Origin of the sequence: Burkholderia sp. 567 (assembly GCF_040545115.1) — a bacterium.
Lineage (GTDB): Bacteria > Pseudomonadota > Gammaproteobacteria > Burkholderiales > Burkholderiaceae > Burkholderia > Burkholderia ambifaria.
This window is the reverse complement of sequence record NZ_JBEPLG010000001.1, coordinates 298,774-313,643: the sequence shown is the minus strand read 5'-3', so window position 1 is coordinate 313,643 and position 14,870 is coordinate 298,774. Positions and strand designations below refer to the sequence as shown.

18 protein-coding genes are annotated in these 14,870 nt (G+C 68.7%); 3 read left to right on the top strand and 15 right to left on the bottom strand.

Features of this window, described 5'->3' with window-relative positions:
• Positions 1–14: 14 nt before the first annotated feature.
• The 5 genes from pyrR to ABIC50_RS01455 form a co-directional block, all read right to left on the bottom strand.
• Positions 15–542 carry a bifunctional pyr operon transcriptional regulator/uracil phosphoribosyltransferase PyrR gene (gene pyrR, locus ABIC50_RS01475; RefSeq protein ID WP_175668693.1) on the bottom strand — a complete coding sequence of 176 codons (528 nt, stop codon included), beginning with the start codon at positions 540–542 and terminating at the stop codon, positions 15–17.
• Positions 529–978, bottom strand: coding sequence for a Holliday junction resolvase RuvX (ruvX, locus tag ABIC50_RS01470; RefSeq protein WP_011656118.1), 450 nt, complete (start codon positions 976–978; stop codon positions 529–531). The genes pyrR and ruvX overlap by 14 nt, the downstream gene beginning before the upstream one ends.
• Complete coding sequence (locus ABIC50_RS01465; protein ID WP_006751106.1) at positions 975–1,553, bottom strand: YqgE/AlgH family protein; 579 nt, start codon at positions 1,551–1,553, stop codon at positions 975–977. The genes ruvX and ABIC50_RS01465 overlap by 4 nt, the downstream gene beginning before the upstream one ends.
• A 182-nt stretch (positions 1,554–1,735) precedes the next feature.
• Entirely contained in the window at positions 1,736–3,085 is a 1,350-nt protein-coding gene (locus tag ABIC50_RS01460) for a hypothetical protein (protein WP_354161207.1), read from the bottom strand.
• 105 nt (positions 3,086–3,190) lie between these two features.
• Positions 3,191–3,361: a rubredoxin gene (locus ABIC50_RS01455; RefSeq protein ID WP_004186709.1), complete on the bottom strand. Its 171-nt coding sequence runs from the start codon at positions 3,359–3,361 to the stop codon at positions 3,191–3,193.
• Between the two features lie 257 nt (positions 3,362–3,618).
• Between ABIC50_RS01455 and ABIC50_RS01450 the strand changes: the two genes are divergently transcribed.
• Positions 3,619–4,485 carry a hydroxymethylpyrimidine/phosphomethylpyrimidine kinase gene (locus tag ABIC50_RS01450; protein WP_354161204.1) on the top strand — a complete coding sequence of 289 codons (867 nt, stop codon included), beginning with the start codon at positions 3,619–3,621 and terminating at the stop codon, positions 4,483–4,485.
• 170 nt (positions 4,486–4,655) lie between these two features.
• Here the strand turns inward: ABIC50_RS01450 and groL are convergent, their stop codons facing one another.
• From groL to ABIC50_RS01400, 10 genes are all read right to left on the bottom strand, one after another.
• Positions 4,656–6,296, bottom strand: a complete 1,641-nt coding sequence (gene groL, locus ABIC50_RS01445; protein WP_006759587.1) for a chaperonin GroEL — start codon at positions 6,294–6,296, stop codon at positions 4,656–4,658.
• A 46-nt stretch (positions 6,297–6,342) separates the two neighbouring features.
• Positions 6,343–6,636, bottom strand: a complete 294-nt coding sequence (groES, locus tag ABIC50_RS01440) for a co-chaperone GroES (protein ID WP_004186661.1) — start codon at positions 6,634–6,636, stop codon at positions 6,343–6,345.
• Between the two features lie 371 nt (positions 6,637–7,007).
• Positions 7,008–7,517: an SRPBCC family protein gene (locus tag ABIC50_RS01435; protein ID WP_011656115.1), complete on the bottom strand. Its 510-nt coding sequence runs from the start codon at positions 7,515–7,517 to the stop codon at positions 7,008–7,010.
• 44 nt (positions 7,518–7,561) lie between these two features.
• The gene (locus tag ABIC50_RS01430) at positions 7,562–8,194 is read right to left on the bottom strand and encodes a LolA family protein (protein ID WP_126227256.1); all 633 of its coding nucleotides are present in this window, start codon (positions 8,192–8,194) and stop codon (positions 7,562–7,564) included.
• Complete coding sequence (locus ABIC50_RS01425; RefSeq protein ID WP_471685897.1) at positions 8,191–8,616, bottom strand: quinol oxidase; 426 nt, start codon at positions 8,614–8,616, stop codon at positions 8,191–8,193. The genes ABIC50_RS01430 and ABIC50_RS01425 overlap by 4 nt, the downstream gene beginning before the upstream one ends.
• A gap of 28 nt (positions 8,617–8,644) precedes the next feature.
• Positions 8,645–9,427 (bottom strand): anti-sigma factor family protein, encoded by a 783-nt coding sequence (locus tag ABIC50_RS01420; protein WP_175737591.1) that lies wholly within the window; start codon positions 9,425–9,427, stop codon positions 8,645–8,647.
• Positions 9,427–9,942, bottom strand: coding sequence for a sigma-70 family RNA polymerase sigma factor (locus ABIC50_RS01415; RefSeq protein ID WP_006753920.1), 516 nt, complete (start codon positions 9,940–9,942; stop codon positions 9,427–9,429). The genes ABIC50_RS01420 and ABIC50_RS01415 overlap by 1 nt, the downstream gene beginning before the upstream one ends.
• A gap of 58 nt (positions 9,943–10,000) precedes the next feature.
• Positions 10,001–10,360: a COG4315 family predicted lipoprotein gene (locus ABIC50_RS01410; protein ID WP_354161202.1), complete on the bottom strand. Its 360-nt coding sequence runs from the start codon at positions 10,358–10,360 to the stop codon at positions 10,001–10,003.
• A 269-nt stretch (positions 10,361–10,629) separates the two neighbouring features.
• On the bottom strand, positions 10,630–11,874 hold the full coding sequence (locus ABIC50_RS01405; RefSeq protein WP_354161200.1) for an NAD(P)/FAD-dependent oxidoreductase: 1,245 nt from the start codon (positions 11,872–11,874) through the stop codon (positions 10,630–10,632).
• Between the two features lie 67 nt (positions 11,875–11,941).
• Positions 11,942–12,721, bottom strand: a complete 780-nt coding sequence (locus ABIC50_RS01400; protein ID WP_354161197.1) for an ABC transporter substrate-binding protein — start codon at positions 12,719–12,721, stop codon at positions 11,942–11,944.
• A gap of 380 nt (positions 12,722–13,101) precedes the next feature.
• Between ABIC50_RS01400 and ABIC50_RS01395 the strand changes: the two genes are divergently transcribed.
• Together ABIC50_RS01395 and ABIC50_RS01390 are read left to right on the top strand one after the other, a co-directional pair.
• Complete coding sequence (locus ABIC50_RS01395) at positions 13,102–14,064, top strand: ornithine cyclodeaminase family protein (RefSeq protein WP_354161195.1); 963 nt, start codon at positions 13,102–13,104, stop codon at positions 14,062–14,064.
• Positions 14,061–14,855 (top strand): helix-turn-helix transcriptional regulator, encoded by a 795-nt coding sequence (locus ABIC50_RS01390; RefSeq protein ID WP_006759597.1) that lies wholly within the window; start codon positions 14,061–14,063, stop codon positions 14,853–14,855. The genes ABIC50_RS01395 and ABIC50_RS01390 overlap by 4 nt, the downstream gene beginning before the upstream one ends.
• The last annotated feature ends 15 nt before the right edge of the window (positions 14,856–14,870 follow it).

Genomic DNA, 14,870 nt, shown 5'->3' with positions numbered 1-14,870 from the left:
GTTTCGCGGTGCGCTCAGGCGCCGTGCGCCTCGCTGTGGGCCTCGATATGCAGCGTGAGCTGGGCGGCTTCGTCGCGCGCGAGCACGAGCGTCGCATCGGCCGGCACGTCGAGCGTGCCGCCCGCGAAGCGCGCGGCGACCGGCAGCTCACGGCCGCCGCGATCGGCGAGCACCGCCAGCTCGACCGCGGCCGGACGGCCGTAGTCGAACAGTTCGTTGAGCGCGGCGCGCACGGTGCGGCCGGTGTACAGCACGTCGTCGACGAGCACGATGCGCGCGCCGCCGACCTCGAACGGCAGCGACGTCGGGCTGGCCTGGCTGTGCAGCCCCTTCTTCGCGTAGTCGTCGCGGTGCAGCGCGACGTTCACGACGCCGAACGCCGGCGCGCCGAGATCGCGCGCGAGGCGCTCGGCGAGCCACGCGCCGCCGCTGTAGATGCCGGCGAGCCGCGGGCCGCCCGGCTCGGCGAAGGCCGTGCCGTATGCGTCGCGAATCTGCTCGAGCAGGACGCGGTAGAGCGCGTCGGCGTCAATGGTGCTCATGGTCGGACAATTGATCGAGATACTGTTGAAGGATCACGCGCGCGGCCTCGGCATCGAGCATCTCGGCGCGGGCGCGCCCGCGCACGTTGCGCTCGCGCAGCCCGGCCTCGGCCTCGACCGACGAATAGCGTTCGTCGACCCACGTGACGGGCAGCCCGAAGCGGCCGTTCAGCTGGTTGCCGAAGCGCTTCGCCTGCTGCGTCATTTCGTGCGGCGTGCCGTCCGGATGCATCGGCAGGCCGACGACGAGCGCGTCCGGCCGCCATTCGGCCAGCAGGTCGCCGACCGCCTTGAAGCGGTGTTCGCGGTTCAGGTTGGGAATCACGACGAGCGCGCGGGCCGAGCGCGTCAGCGCATTGCCGATTGCGACCCCGATCCGCTTCTCGCCGTAGTCGAACCCCAGCAGCGTCGCATCGCGCGCACTCGCGCCACTCATGCGTGCCCTGCTTCGCCGGACAGCATCGACGAGCTGACGCCGAGCAGGCCGAGCGCGGCTTCGAAACGCTCTTCGGCCGGCGTGTCGAACACGATGCGCGGATCGGCGGCGACCGTCAGCCAGCCGTTGCGGGAAATTTCTTCCTCGAGCTGCCCCGCGCCCCAGCCTGCATGGCCGAGCGTCAGCAGGAAGCGCTTCGGGCCGGTGCCCGTCGCGACCGCCTCGAGCACGTCCTTCGACGTCGTCATCTCGAGCCCGCCCTCGACCGACATGGACGAGTTGTAGTTCGCGCCCTCGACCGGCTCGTGCAGCACGAAGCCGCGCTCGGTCTGCACCGGGCCGCCGAAGTACACGGGAATGTGCAGCAGCGGCTCGATGTCGAGCTTCAGGTCGATGCGGTTGAACAGCGATTCGAGGTCGATGTCGGTGGGACGATTGATGACGAGGCCGAGCGCTCCGCGCTCGCTGTGATCGCAAAGATAGACCACCGTTCCTGAAAACGTGGGATCGGCCATGTTGGGCATGGCAATCAGGAACTGGTTGGTGAGATTGATGCGATCGGAAGGCTTTGACATGGTTTGAATTTTAGCAAAGACGCCGCGACCTGACCGGGCCGCGATCAACAAGCAACGCCGCGCGACGCTGGCAACGACGCACGCGGATCACACGGCACTCTAACACGCGCGCGGGCGCTGTCGGCAGCGTGTTGCCGGCCCGCGCGACAAGGGCTGCCGGCGTGTACGCGCCCCGTTGCGCGTCAGGTCCGGCCGAGCGCCTCGCCGAGCGCACCCGACGCCGCGGTCAGGTCGGGCGGCGCCACCCCCGCGGCGATCTTCAGCAGCGCGCCGCGCAGCAGGTCGGACGCGCGGCGGTGGGCCCCGAGCCCGTCGCCGGCGAGCGGCAAGCCGTGCGCGGCACGGCGCCATGCCAGCCCGAGCGTATCGGCCAGCAACGCCGCGTGGCCGAGCCCGAGCGCGCACGCCGCCGTCCCGACCCGATAGGCGGCCGCGGACGCGCGCCATGCGGCCCCCGCATCGGCCGTGCCCGGATCGAGCGCGAGTTCGGCCATCGACGCATCGGCGGTCTGCAGGAAATCCTCGTACGCATGCGCGTTGACGGTCACGACCCCGAGCATGCGGGTGGGCGCCACCGCGACCGCGTCATGCTCGGCCTGCGCGGCGCCGGCTTCCCACAGCGCCTCGGACGCGGGCGTGCCGGCGACGTGCCAGTCCACTGTCAGTCCATAGTCGTGCAGCACGTCGACGAGCGCGACATCCTCGGCGGCCGCGCCGAATAGCGCGAAATCGCGCCATAGCAGCGCGACCGTCTCGCGCACGAGCGCCGGCGGCGCATGACGCCTGCCCTGCGCGTGCTCGCCGAGCAGCAGGTTGGTCCGGGCGAGGAAACGTTTCAGTTCGGGCGCGTTGCAGGCGCGCAGCGCGCGCAGGCACGCGGCGGCGAGCCGCCAGAAGTCGTACGGGCCGTCGGCGGCCAGCGCGGTCACGATCGCATCGAGCTCGTCGAGCGCCGCGTCCGGCGATCCATTCGGCGATCCGTTCGGCGAGCCGTCCGGCGTGCCATTCGGCGATCCGTTGGCAGTGCGGAGCACGCCGAGCAGCGCCTGCTCGTAGCGGGCCCGCGCCCGGCTCGCGAACGCGTCGGACATCGGCCGCAGCGTCGCCGGCGGCATCGCGCGCCCGACGAGGGCCAGCACGTCGAGCGGCACGCTCGCGTGCAGGTCGGCCGCGCCTTGGGCACGCAGCGCACGGAAATGGTCGAACAGGAGCGGCGAGCAGGCCAGCTCGCGCAGATTGTGGCGCCCGACCGCCGCGCGGAAATCGCGCAGCGCGATGCGCCAGCCAGCGGAAGTCGGTTCGGCGGCGGCGAGCGGCGCCGCGGCGGCGAGTTGCCCCGCGAAACGGGCGGCCGGCAGCCAGCCGGCCTCCGCCAGCACGGCGGCGGCGGCCGACAGCGGCGCGGCCGCGTCGTCGCGACGCTCGAAGGCGTCGGCGGCCGCCGCGAGCCACGCGTCGGCCGCGCGCACGGCCCCGCCACGCGGGTTGGGCAGTGCGTCAGGGAGGGGAACGTTCGCCGGATCGGACGTCATGGACACGCGCGCCTGTCATCGTCTAGTCGCTCGCGCCGGCCGCGGCGCGCAAGCGCCGGGCAACCGCGAGGCCGCGAGCGGTGTGTCCGTGGGCCGAGGGTCCGATCAGATCTGGACCATCTCGAAGTCTTCCTTGCGGGCACCGCATTCGGGGCACGTCCAGTTGATGGGGACGTCTTCCCAGCGCGTGCCCGGGGCGATGCCCTCTTCGGGCAGTCCGGCTTCTTCGTCATAAATCCAGCCACAAATCAGGCACATCCAGCTCTTGTATTCCATCTTAAGCCGCGTCGGGGAAAAGTCGGTAAATTCGGGAGCCATGATGGTACCGTGTCGGGGCCGGACTGCCTAGCGATCGCACTGGAGTACAGCGACTACGTTGCGTTGGGCTAAAAAATCCGTCGTGCGGGCCGGATTTCCGCCGCATAATGCCTAAAAAGTGCGGCCTGCCGGGGCAACACCGGGCCAAACCGCCCCCTTCGCCTCGCCGTCCGCAATTCCGTCGCTTCCCCCGTTTTTTCTTGCCCTTTTTTTACATGTCCAGCAACGCCCCTCCGATCGTCCTCACCTTTGGCCTGTCCGATCCCACCGGCGGCTCCGGCATCCAAGCCGATCTGATGACTCTGGCGAGCATGGGCTGTCACGGCGTGTCCGTCCTGACGGGCTATACCGTGCGCGACTCGGCCGCCTGCGACGAAGTCACCGGCCTCGATCCCGATGTCGTCGCCGCCCAGGCGCGCATGCTGCTCGAGGACATGCCGATCGCCGCGTTCAAGATCGGCGCGGCGACGCGCGCGGAAGTCGTGAGCGCGATCGCCGAAGTGGTCGCCGACTACGACGGCGTGCCGCTCGTGCTCGCACCGGACTTCACGCTCGACGACGAGCACGTGCTCGCCGCCGACGACCTGCGCGAATCGATCGCCGACCTGCTCGCGCCGCAGACGACGCTGCTGGTCGCCGACCACGCGACGCTGCTCGCACTCGCGCAGCCGGACGGCGACGCCGAGGCGCCGAATCTCGACGCGGCCGTGTCGCACCTGCTGTCGCAGGGCTGCGAGTACATCCTGTCATCGGAAACAGGCTCGCACCGGCTCGTCAACACGCTGTACGGCGAGGAAGGCCAGCTCCGCGAAGACATGTGGGATCGTTCGCCGCACCGGCTGATGGGCATCACCGACACGCTCGGCGCGGCGATCGCGGCACTGCTCGCGAACGGCCAGGAGCCGCCCGAAGCGGTGCGCGAAGCGCAGGAATACCTGTACCAGGCCGTGCGCGACGCGTTCCGGCCCGGCATGGGCGCGTACCTGCCCGACCGGTTCTTCTGGGCCCGCAGCAACGACGATGCGGACGCGCCGCCGGCCGTGAAGGCCGACCCGGTGCCGAGGACGTCGCACCGGCATTGACGCCCGCACGGCGGCCCCGGGCCGTCGTTGCGCGCGGCTCGCCATCGCCTCGGGGCGGCAGGTCCGCCCCTTTCGTTCGCGCATAAAAAAAGACCCGCATCGCTGCGGGTCTTTTCTTTTGGCTGGAGCGCGCATCGCTGCGCGCTCCGGTCACCATCGACCGAAGTCGATTACATGTCCATGCCCATGCCGCCCATGCCGCCCGGCATGCCGCCCGGCATCGGTGCATCTTCCTTCGGCAGTTCTGCGACAGCTGCGTCCGTCGTCAGCAGCAGGCCAGCAACCGAAGCTGCGTTCTGCAGTGCGGTGCGCGTGACCTTGGTCGGGTCGACGACGCCGGCTTCAACCATGTCGACGTACTCGCCCGTTGCTGCGTTGTAGCCGTAGTTGCCCTGGCCTGCAGCAACTGCCGCCACCACGACGCTGGCTTCTTCGCCGCCGTTCGTGACGATCTGACGCAGCGGCTCTTCCATCGCGCGCAGCACGATCTTGATGCCGGCGTTCTGGTCGGCGTTCGCGCCGGTCAGGCTGGCGATTGCCGTGCGAGCGCGGATCAGCGCAACGCCGCCGCCTGCCACGATGCCTTCTTCCACAGCTGCGCGCGTTGCGTGCAGTGCGTCTTCGACACGTGCCTTCTTTTCCTTCATTTCGACTTCGGTCGCAGCGCCGACCTTGATCACTGCCACGCCGCCGGCCAGCTTGGCCACGCGCTCTTGCAGCTTTTCACGGTCGTAGTCCGACGTCGCTTCTTCGATTTGCGCGCGCACTTGCTTCACGCGTGCTTCGATGCTCGCGGCTTCGCCTGCGCCGTCGATGATCGTCGTGTTTTCCTTGCCCACTTCGATGCGCTTCGCCTGGCCCAGTTCTGCCAGCGTTGCCTTCTCGAGCGTCAGGCCGGTTTCTTCCGCGATCACCTGGCCGCCGGTCAGGATCGCGATGTCTTCCAGCATCGCCTTGCGACGATCGCCGAAGCCCGGTGCCTTGACCGCGACGGTCTTCAGGATGCCGCGGATGTTGTTGACGACCAGCGTTGCGAGCGCTTCGCCTTCGATGTCTTCAGCGATGATCAGCAGCGGACGGCCAGCCTTCGCGACTTGCTCGAGCACCGGCAGCAGATCACGGATGTTCGACACCTTCTTGTCGTGCAGCAGCACGAACGGGTTGTCGAGGACGGCGACTTGCTTTTCCGGGTTGTTGATGAAGTACGGCGACAGGTAGCCGCGGTCGAACTGCATGCCTTCGACGACGTCGAGTTCGTCGGCGAGCGACTTGCCGTCTTCGACGGTGATCACGCCTTCCTTGCCGACCTTGTCCATCGCTTCAGCGATGCGATCGCCGATCGACGTGTCGCTGTTCGCCGAGATCGAGCCGACTTGCGCGATTTCCTTGTTCGTCGTGCACGGCTTGCTGATCTTCTTCAGCTCTTCGACAGCCGCTGCGACTGCCTTGTCGATGCCGCGCTTCAGGTCCATCGGGTTCATGCCCGATGCGACGTACTTCATGCCTTCGCGAACGATCGATTGCGCGAGGACGGTTGCCGTCGTCGTGCCGTCGCCTGCGTTGTCGCTGGTCTTGGAAGCGACTTCCTTGACCATTTGCGCGCCCATGTTCTGGAGCTTGTCCTTCAGCTCGATTTCCTTCGCGACCGACACACCGTCCTTGGTGACCGTCGGGCCGCCGAAGCTGCGCTCGAGCACCACGTTGCGGCCCTTCGGACCCAGCGTGACCTTGACCGCGTTGGCGAGAATGTTCACGCCTTCGACCATCTTCGAACGGGCGGAATCGCCGAATACGACGTCTTTAGCTGCCATCTTCTAACTCCTTGAATTCTTGGGAATATGTACCGTCAGTGGACGCTTACTTCGCGTTGACCACGGCCATGATGTCTTCTTCGCGCATGACCAGCAGTTCCTGGCCGTCGACCTTGACGGTCTGACCTGCGTACTTGCCGAACAGGACGCGATCGCCGACCTTCACGTCGAGTGCGATCGGTGCGCCCTTGTCGTCGCGCTTGCCCGGGCCGATGGCCAGGACTTCGCCTTGATCCGGCTTTTCAGCTGCTGCGTCGGGGATCACGATGCCCGAGGCGGTCTTGGTTTCCTGATCCAGGCGCTTGACGATCACGCGATCGTGCAAAGGACGAAGGTTCATATTCACTCCTCTCTTGACTGAGATTGAAGAACGCTTAGGGAATCTGCCCGGCGGGTCGCCCGGCAGAGAATTGTTAGCACTCTCGTGCAGCGAGTGCTAATTATATGGACGGGTTTTGACAAATTCAAGAAGGGAAACCGGAGGTTTTTTCGCGGGGGCCGAAACGACGGAAAAACGGGGGTGGAATTGAAAAATCCTTTTGAAACAATCAAGTAGGCATCAATACTGCGCTCCGGCAGCATGCGGATGCGGGATTTCCCGACCCGCGCACCGATTTGACACGGGGTAAGCACCGAGTTCCCGCGATCGTCTGACACCACATAAAAAGATCCGCTTGGGCGTCGCCGCGACCCCTATCCGGGGCCGGATCGTCACATGTCGGGACAGCCCGCGACCGGCTGGTACGTCCGGCCGTCGGTCTGGACCGTCGCGCCGAGCAGGCGCGCGAGCCCTTTCGCGCCTTCGCGCATCACGACGTCGTGATTCCAGATGAACAGCGGGCGGGCGAGCGGCTCCAGCCAGTTCATCCAGCGCTCGCGGGTGCGGATGTGCCAGTCGTAGCGCACGACGGTGCGCGTGCCGTCGCCGCTGAACGACCAGCGGCCGTCGCCGTCGATCGCGCCGCTCGCGCGGCCTTCGAGCACATGCGGGCGCTCGACGCGCAGCACGCGCATGTCGAAGGTCAGCCGGTACGGCAGCGCGCCTTTCCATGTGTATCGCTGCAGCGCGCCGACGCCGCGCGCGTCGCCGCGCTCGATCTCGACGGTCCGTACCGCGCTCTTCCACCAGTCGGGCCAGCGGTCGACCTGGTAGATCGCGTCCCAGACCGCCGTGAGCGGCGCGTCCACGCGCCACGTCGTCGAAAACCGGTATTCCGCCATGCAGCCTCCGGCATGAGTCGGGATCAGGAATCAGGGATGAGGGATCAGGGCGCGAAAAAGCGGGCGGGAAACGCGACGTCGATCTCGACGTCGTCGAGCGTCACCGTTTCGAGCGGGTCGCCGTCACCATCCGCGAAGCTGACGACCTTCAGCGGAAAACCGTCCTCGGTGTCCAGCCACAGCCGGTAGCGATGCACGCCGTCGACCGCGTGCGCGGGCGCGCCCGTCACCGACACGCGCAGCGCGGTCCGCCCGTTGATGGTCTCCTCGCCCTCCGTCACCGTCGCGCCGCCTTGCTGCAGCGCATGCACGTTGCGCAGCAGCTCGCCGACGTCCGAGCGATCGACGCGATGGCCGCTGCGGTCGCGCACGAGCGGATTGGTCGGAGACAGCCTCAGCGCGGGCGGCGCATGCTCGCCGAACGGGCGCAGCCGGACCTTTCCGTCGCCGGGATCGTACGCGAGCACCGCGCCACGATGGGGCGACACGAAGTCCATCCGGACGAAACCGGGTTTCAGGTACGCATAGTGGAATTCGGTGCGCTCGCCACTTCGCGCCGACGAGCGGATCGTCGCGCGGTACGAGCGGACCTGGTCGAAATGTGCCTGCGCAACGGTCACCGGGTCGGCTGTCATGCTCGCTCCTATCAGGCTCGCGGCCAGCAATGCGGCGATCATGGCGCCGCCTCGACGTCGAGCACGCCCTCCATGCCGCGTTCGCGATGGCTGCGCAAGAACAGCAGCCGATGCGTGCAATAGTAGGCGAAGCGACCGGGCTGCGTCGGCGTGAAACGGAACGTGCGCGGGGTCGTGGCCAGTTCGGTGTGCACCGCGATGCCGGCCTGCGGCGCATCGATTTCGAAACTGTGCGGCACATGGCCCGGTTCGGCCGATACGGTCAGTTCGACCGGCACATGCGCGCGCACGATCACGTGATTCGGCCGAAAGAAATAGCTGCCGCCGACGATCGTCACCCGCTGCACGCCGTCGGCGTCGACCGGCACGCGCACCGGCGCGTCGCCGTCCGCCCGCGCGAGCCCGGCGCCTGCCGCGAGCACCGCCACCACCGTCGCCTTCATCGCCGTCTTCTTCGCGTTCATCTTCTGCTCCTTGCCGATGCCGCGCGCGTCACCCCTTCCATGCGTCGGTCGGCCCGCCGAGCGCGCCGCATGCGTCGATCGCGAGCTCGCGCAGCCGCCGCTCGTCGCCACGGCCGGACAGCGCGTAGCCCATGCCGCGATCCGACCAGAAATACGTGTAGCGTCCGTCCGCCGACATCGCCTGCGGCGCGAGGCGCCGCGCATCGTAGGCCGTCATGTACAGCGTCACGCGCGCGCCGTCCGCGCGCTGGTACATCAGCTGCGCGGCCGGCCCCGCGTCGCCCGGCAGCAGCCGCCCGCCCAGCAGCGCGTAGCCGTATTCGTCGAGCGACGGCGCGCGCACGGGCCGGCCGAGACGCGCGGACAGCCAGCCGGCCAGGCGCGCCGGATCGCGGGCGTCGATTTCGACCGGGTGTTCACGATCGGCCGCGTACACGGCATACGCGACATCCGCGCGCGCGGCGAACGCCGGTTCGACGCCGAACGCCGTCCAGCCCGCGTGCAGCGCGATGCCGAGCACCAGCCCGGCCGCCAGCCCCGCGAACGCATAGGCAACCACGCGCCGGCGCGACGCGCGCCGCTGCACGAACAATGCCGATGCGGCGCCCGGCAGCGGGAACAGCGCGCGCAACGCGTCGCGCTGCGCGCCGTAATGCGCGAACCGGTCGGCTTCCCGCGGATCGGACTGCAGCCGCTCGAGCACCTCGCGGCGCTCCTGCCCGGACAGCTCGCCGTCGAGCAGCGCCGACAGCAGCTGGGCCGATGCAGCATCGTCCCGATCGTCCGAAGGTTTGCGCGGATCGTCGTCCATCATGTCTTCCCGATCACCCGTAACGCGGCCGTGCCGTGCGCCGGCGGCTCGCCGGACAGCAACGCACGCATCTGTTCACGCGCCCGCGACAGCCGCGACATCACCGTCCCCACCGGCACGCCGAGCACCTGTGCGGCGTCGCGATAGCTCAACTCCTCCAGTGCGACCAGCAGCAGCACCTCGCGCTGTTCGACCGGCAGCCGGTACAGCGCGCGCTGCACGTCGCGCAGCATCAGACCGCTGATCTCGTCGGCGGGCGCGGCCATCGTCTGCCACGGCGCGGTCGCGTCGTCGACCGCGATCTCGTGCCGCGCGCGCAACTGGTCGATGAAACGGTGGCGCAGCAGCGTCAGCAGCCACGCGCGCAGGTTGCCGCCGTCGCGCGGCGGCCGGTTCAGCGCGCGCTCGAGGGTGTCCTGCACGAGATCGTCCGCCCAGGCGCGGTCGCCCGTCAGCGCACGCGCATAGCGCGTGAGATGCGGCAGCCACACCAGCAGGTCCGATTCGTAGCTCATCCGGATGCCTCGCGCGTCGCCGCGCCGTCAGTCGATCCGTCCGTCAGTCACTCAGTTTTCAGGGACGCGCGACGTGCCACATGCCGCCGACTCCGTCGCCGCCCGCGTCACCAGCCTTGTGGTCCATTTTCCAGCGATACAGCGGGCGACCGTTGTACGCCCATTGCTTCTTGCCGTCGTCGCGCGTGACGAGGCTCAGTGCACCCGACGCCTTGTCGTATGCGTCGGCGAGCGCCGGCGGCCAGTTGGCCGCGCAGGTGCCGGTGCAGGTGCTCTTGCCCGGCGCGTCGTGGTCGAACACGTACAGTGTCATGTGATCTTCGTCGACCAGTCTCCCGTTGCCGGCCTGCGGCGGCTCGGCGGCCGCGGGCCGCGCGATCGCGGCCGTCAGCGCGACGGCGAACAGCATCGTCTTCATTCCCGTTCTCCTTGGCATGGCATTACGGCACGGCACCGCCGGACGGGCGTCGACTTCGTCATGGTCATTATCCCGCTGCCCGATTGCGCCGCGACTCGGTATATAAACGGACGGCCGCGGGCGGTTATTCCATGCAGCGCGCCGATCGCCCGCCATTCGTCCAACAAGCCCATCGGGAATCCAAAGAAAAACGCGGCATGACCTTGCCGTCATGCCGCGTTGTGCACTGCAACGGCCGCACCCGCGGCGGCCGTCGCCCGGCCACTGGCTCAGCCGAAACGCGCGGGCCGGTACGGATGGGGATCGATGTAGGTCGGCGCACCGGTGATCATTTCGGCGAGCAGCCGTCCGCTCGCGGGGCCGAGCGTGAGCCCGTGGTGGCAATGACCGAACGCGAACCACAGATGACGGTGGCGCGGCGCCGGCCCGATCACCGGCCGCATGTCGGGCGTGCACGGCCGCATCCCGAGCCACGGCGCCGGATCGAGCCGCTCGCCGATGCCGAACGCGTCGCGCGCGAGCGGCTCGGCACGCGCGAGCTGCACGCCGGTCGGCGGCGCATCGCGCAATGCGATCTCGACGCCGGTCGTGAGCCGCAGGCGGCCGCCCTCCATCGGCGCGACGACGAAACCCGCCTCGGTATCGCACACCGGCACGTTCAGCGGCGCGCGGGTCGGCAAGTAATGCATGTGATAGCCGCGCTTCGCGCGCAGCGGAATCCGGTAGCCGAGCGGCGCGAACACGTGATCGGACCACGGCCCGAGCGCGACCACGGCCGACCGTGCCGAGATCTGCCCATGTTCGGTATCGACCTGCCAGCCGTCGCGCACCTGCGCGAGCGTCGTCGCGTCGCCGCGCACGAACGTGCCGCCGTCGCGCTCGAACAGCCGCGCGTACGCCTTCGTGAGGCCGCCGGGGCTCGACACGGTCTTCGGGTCCTGCCAGTGGAACGCGCCGCAGAATGCATCGCCGATGCCGGGCTCGCGCTCGCGCAGCGCGCGCGCGTCGAGCACGCTCATCCGCAACCCGTGCGCGTCGGCCACCCGCTGCTGCGCGCGCGTTTCCGCATCGAACAGCGCGGGCGACCGGAACGCCTCGAGCCACCCGCCGTCATGCACGAGCGGCTGTGCGTCGGTGCGCGCGAGCAGCGCGTCGTGCTCGACGACGCTCGCCGCGACGAGCGGCAGCATGTCGCGCGCGGCAGCCGCGAGGCGCTGCGGCGACGATTCGCGCCAGAAGCGCGCGAGCCAGCCCGCGTACGCAGGCAGCGCCTTGTAGTCCCAATAGAGATCGACCGAGCGGTTGCGCGCGTAGCGCAGCAGCGTGCCGAGCCGGCGCGGGAACGCGTACGGCACGACCGACGAGCGCTCGATCAGCCCGGCATTGCCGTGACTCGTTTCCTCGCCGGGCGCGCGCCGGTCGACGAGCGCGACACGCAGCCCGCGATCCTGCAGATGCAGCGCCGACGACACGCCGACGATGCCGGCCCCCAGAACGATGACGTCGAAATCCATGCTTCCCCGTACTGCGTCGAGATTCGGTGCGACGCGCGCCGGCACGGCGGCCGGCGCGCGGCCAGGCTTACTTCGCGACGATGTCGCGCTTGAAGTACTTCTGCGACAGCGCGCTCAGCGTGCCGTCCTTCTTCAGTGCGTCGAGCGCGCCGACGATCTTCGTCTGCAGCGCCTTGTCGCCCTTGCGCATCCCGAAGCCGGTGCCTTCGCCGAGCGTCGCGGGATCTTTCAAAGGCTCGCCTACGATCTGGTAGTCGCGGCCGGCCGGCTTGTCGAGGAAGCCGTCCTGCGCGGTCTGCGCTTCCTGCACGGCCGCGTCGAGACGCCCGGCGACGAGATCGGCGTAGATCTGGTCCTGGTCCGGATAGGACACGACGGCCACGCCCGCATTCGCCCAGTGCGCCTTCAGGAAATCCTCCTGCGACGAGCCCTGCAGCACGCCGACGTGCTTGCCGCGCAGGCTCGCGGCATCGGGCCGCAGCGGCGAGCCGCGGTGCGCGACCATCACGATCGGCACGACGTAGATCGCCGGCGTGAAGTCGATGCTCTGCTTGCGCTTCGCGGTGATGTTCATCGCCGAATTGATCGCGTCGAACTTGCGCGCCCGCAGCGCCGGGATCAACCCGTCGAACGCATTCTCGACCCACACGCACTTCATGTTCAGCTTCGCGCACACCGCGTTGCCGATGTCGACGTCGAAGCCCTGCAGCTGGCCGGCCGGCGACTTGCTCTCGAACGGCGGGTAGGCGGCTTCGATCCCGAAGCGCAGCGTGGTCTGTTCCGCGTGGGCCGTGACGGCCGCGCAGGCGAGCGCCGCGACGGCGCAGAGGGAAAGCTTCCAGTTCATGACGGATGTCCTTCGATTCCGGATTGAGGCGATGAAGACCGGTCGCGCGACGCCGTTGCCGGGCGCTGCGCCCGTGCCGGATCGGCTTGCGATGCAGCCGGCCGCCGTGCGGCGACACGCTGGTCCGCACGCCAAATATAGACTCTTAGTCTACTATAGACTATAGGGGATACGATAATCGCGGTGCTGACGCCGTCCCTTGCCATGCCGTCGCTTGCGCAAAACCCGTTTGATTTATCTATGTTTTTCCTTGCGCACGCGTCGTGGAAAGAAAAATCCACCCGACCACTTCTGTCTATATTAGACTTTTAATCCATCACGAACACTGCCGGACGTACTCTATCGAGACAGTCCCGTCCGGCCCTGACCGGAGAAGTCCCATGACGCAACCCGCCCCGACCGTGCCGCTCACCGTCGACGAAGCCGCGGTGCGCGCGGCACTGCCGTCGCTCGACGTGCTCGGCACGCTGCGCCGCATGTTCGCGTCGCTCGCGTCGGCTCGCGCGGTGCAGCCGCCGCAAACCCTCACGCTGTTCCCCGAACAGGCCGGCGATTTCATCACGTATCTCGGCGCGCTCGCCGACGAACAGGTGTTCGGCGCGAAGCTGTCGCCGTACGTCGTGACCGGCGGCAAACCGATCGTGACCGCGTGGACCGCGCTGATGTCGATGCGCACCGGCCAGCCGCTGATGTGGTGCGACGCGGGGCTGCTGACGGTCGAGCGCACGGCCGGCACGACGGCGCTCGCGGTCGACTGCCTCGCGCCGCGCGACGCGCGCCGGCTCGCCGTGATCGGCACGGGCGCGGTCGGCCTCGCGCATCTGCGCCACGCCGCGGCACTGCGCGACTGGGCCTCGATCAGCGTGCATTCGCCCGCGCTCGCGGGCGACCCGGCGCTGCAGGCGACGCTCGCGCGGATCGATCCGCGCGCCCGCCCGGCCGCCAGCATGGACGCATGCGTGCGCGACGCCGACGTCGTGATGCTGTGCACGTCGTCGGGCACGCCGGTGCTCGCGGACGGCATGCTCACGCGCCCCGCGCTCGTCACGTCGATCAGCACCAACGTCGCGCGCGCCCACGAGATCCCGCCCGCGTGGCTGCCCGACATGGACGTGTATTGCGACTACCGCCACACGACGCCCGCCAGCGCGGGCGAGATGCAGATCGCGGCGGACGCGCACGGCTGGACGCCCGAGCGGATCGTCGGCGACCTGCCCGCGCTCGTCGGCGGCACCTGCGCGGCACCGTCGCGCACGCGTCATACGTTCTTCCGCTCGATCGGCCTCGGCCTCGAGGACATCGCGATCGCGCACGCGCTGTACACGCATCTGACGCGCGCATGAGCAGCACGCGCACGCGGGGCCGATACAATGGCGCAACCGCCGCGGCGGCAGCGCGCGGGCGCACGGACATGCCGGTCGACGGTACGCCGGCGCGCCGCGCCGACGCACCGCCCGGCCCCCGCTCACCCGAGATGGCGATTCCGATGCGCAAGAAGCAATCCCCCGTCAAAGACCTGCTGCTCACCCGCTATGCGCCGATCGCCGATGGCATCGCGGCGCTGTTCTTCCCGTACGCGGAAGTCGTGATCCACGACCTGCACGACCAGACCGTGCTGTACCTCGCGAACAACCTGTCGAAGCGCGAGGTCGGCGACGACTCGGCGCTCGAGGAAATCGATCATTCGGCGCGCGAGCGCGTGATCGGCCCGTACGAGAAGCTGAACTGGGACGGCCGGCGGATGCGTTGCGTGAGCAACGTGCTGTTCGACGACGAAGGCCGCCCGGCCGGGATGATGTGCATCAACTTCAACATCGCGGTGTTCGACGACGTCCGCGCGACGCTCGACGTATTCATCAAGGGCGCGGGCATCGTCGCGCAGCCCGACGAGCTGTTCCGCGACGACTGGCAGGAGCGCATCAACACGTTCCTGCACGGCTGGCTGCGCGAACGGCAGGTCGGCCTGAACGGCCTCACGCGCGAGCACCGGCGCGAACTCGTCGAGGCGCTGCACGCGGAAGGCGCGTTCCGCGGCAAGAGCGCCGCGAACTACGTCGCGAACGTGCTCGGGATGGGGCGAGCGACCGTCTACAAGCATCTGAAGCATCTGAAGGAAACGCAGGGCGACGCGTAAGGGGCCCGTTTCGTC

Excerpts from the sequence above, each read along its gene's own strand:
- pyrR (WP_175668693.1), bottom strand. The coding sequence starts at position 542 with ATGAGCACCATTGACGCCGACGCGCTCTACCGCGTCCTGCTCGAGCAG.
- ruvX (WP_011656118.1), bottom strand. The coding sequence starts at position 978 with ATGAGTGGCGCGAGTGCGCGCGATGCGACGCTGCTGGGGTTCGACTAC.
- ABIC50_RS01465 (WP_006751106.1), bottom strand. The coding sequence starts at position 1,553 with ATGTCAAAGCCTTCCGATCGCATCAATCTCACCAACCAGTTCCTGATT.
- ABIC50_RS01460 (WP_354161207.1), bottom strand. The coding sequence starts at position 3,085 with ATGACGTCCGATCCGGCGAACGTTCCCCTCCCTGACGCACTGCCCAAC.
- ABIC50_RS01455 (WP_004186709.1), bottom strand. The coding sequence starts at position 3,361 with ATGGAATACAAGAGCTGGATGTGCCTGATTTGTGGCTGGATTTATGAC.
- ABIC50_RS01450 (WP_354161204.1), top strand. The coding sequence starts at position 3,619 with ATGTCCAGCAACGCCCCTCCGATCGTCCTCACCTTTGGCCTGTCCGAT.
- groL (WP_006759587.1), bottom strand. The coding sequence starts at position 6,296 with ATGGCAGCTAAAGACGTCGTATTCGGCGATTCCGCCCGTTCGAAGATG.
- groES (WP_004186661.1), bottom strand. The coding sequence starts at position 6,636 with ATGAACCTTCGTCCTTTGCACGATCGCGTGATCGTCAAGCGCCTGGAT.
- ABIC50_RS01435 (WP_011656115.1), bottom strand. The coding sequence starts at position 7,517 with ATGGCGGAATACCGGTTTTCGACGACGTGGCGCGTGGACGCGCCGCTC.
- ABIC50_RS01430 (WP_126227256.1), bottom strand. The coding sequence starts at position 8,194 with ATGATCGCCGCATTGCTGGCCGCGAGCCTGATAGGAGCGAGCATGACA.
- ABIC50_RS01425 (WP_471685897.1), bottom strand. The coding sequence starts at position 8,616 with ATGAACGCGAAGAAGACGGCGATGAAGGCGACGGTGGTGGCGGTGCTC.
- ABIC50_RS01420 (WP_175737591.1), bottom strand. The coding sequence starts at position 9,427 with ATGGACGACGATCCGCGCAAACCTTCGGACGATCGGGACGATGCTGCA.
- ABIC50_RS01415 (WP_006753920.1), bottom strand. The coding sequence starts at position 9,942 with ATGAGCTACGAATCGGACCTGCTGGTGTGGCTGCCGCATCTCACGCGC.
- ABIC50_RS01410 (WP_354161202.1), bottom strand. The coding sequence starts at position 10,360 with ATGAAGACGATGCTGTTCGCCGTCGCGCTGACGGCCGCGATCGCGCGG.
- ABIC50_RS01405 (WP_354161200.1), bottom strand. The coding sequence starts at position 11,874 with ATGGATTTCGACGTCATCGTTCTGGGGGCCGGCATCGTCGGCGTGTCG.
- ABIC50_RS01400 (WP_354161197.1), bottom strand. The coding sequence starts at position 12,721 with ATGAACTGGAAGCTTTCCCTCTGCGCCGTCGCGGCGCTCGCCTGCGCG.
- ABIC50_RS01395 (WP_354161195.1), top strand. The coding sequence starts at position 13,102 with ATGACGCAACCCGCCCCGACCGTGCCGCTCACCGTCGACGAAGCCGCG.
- ABIC50_RS01390 (WP_006759597.1), top strand. The coding sequence starts at position 14,061 with ATGAGCAGCACGCGCACGCGGGGCCGATACAATGGCGCAACCGCCGCG.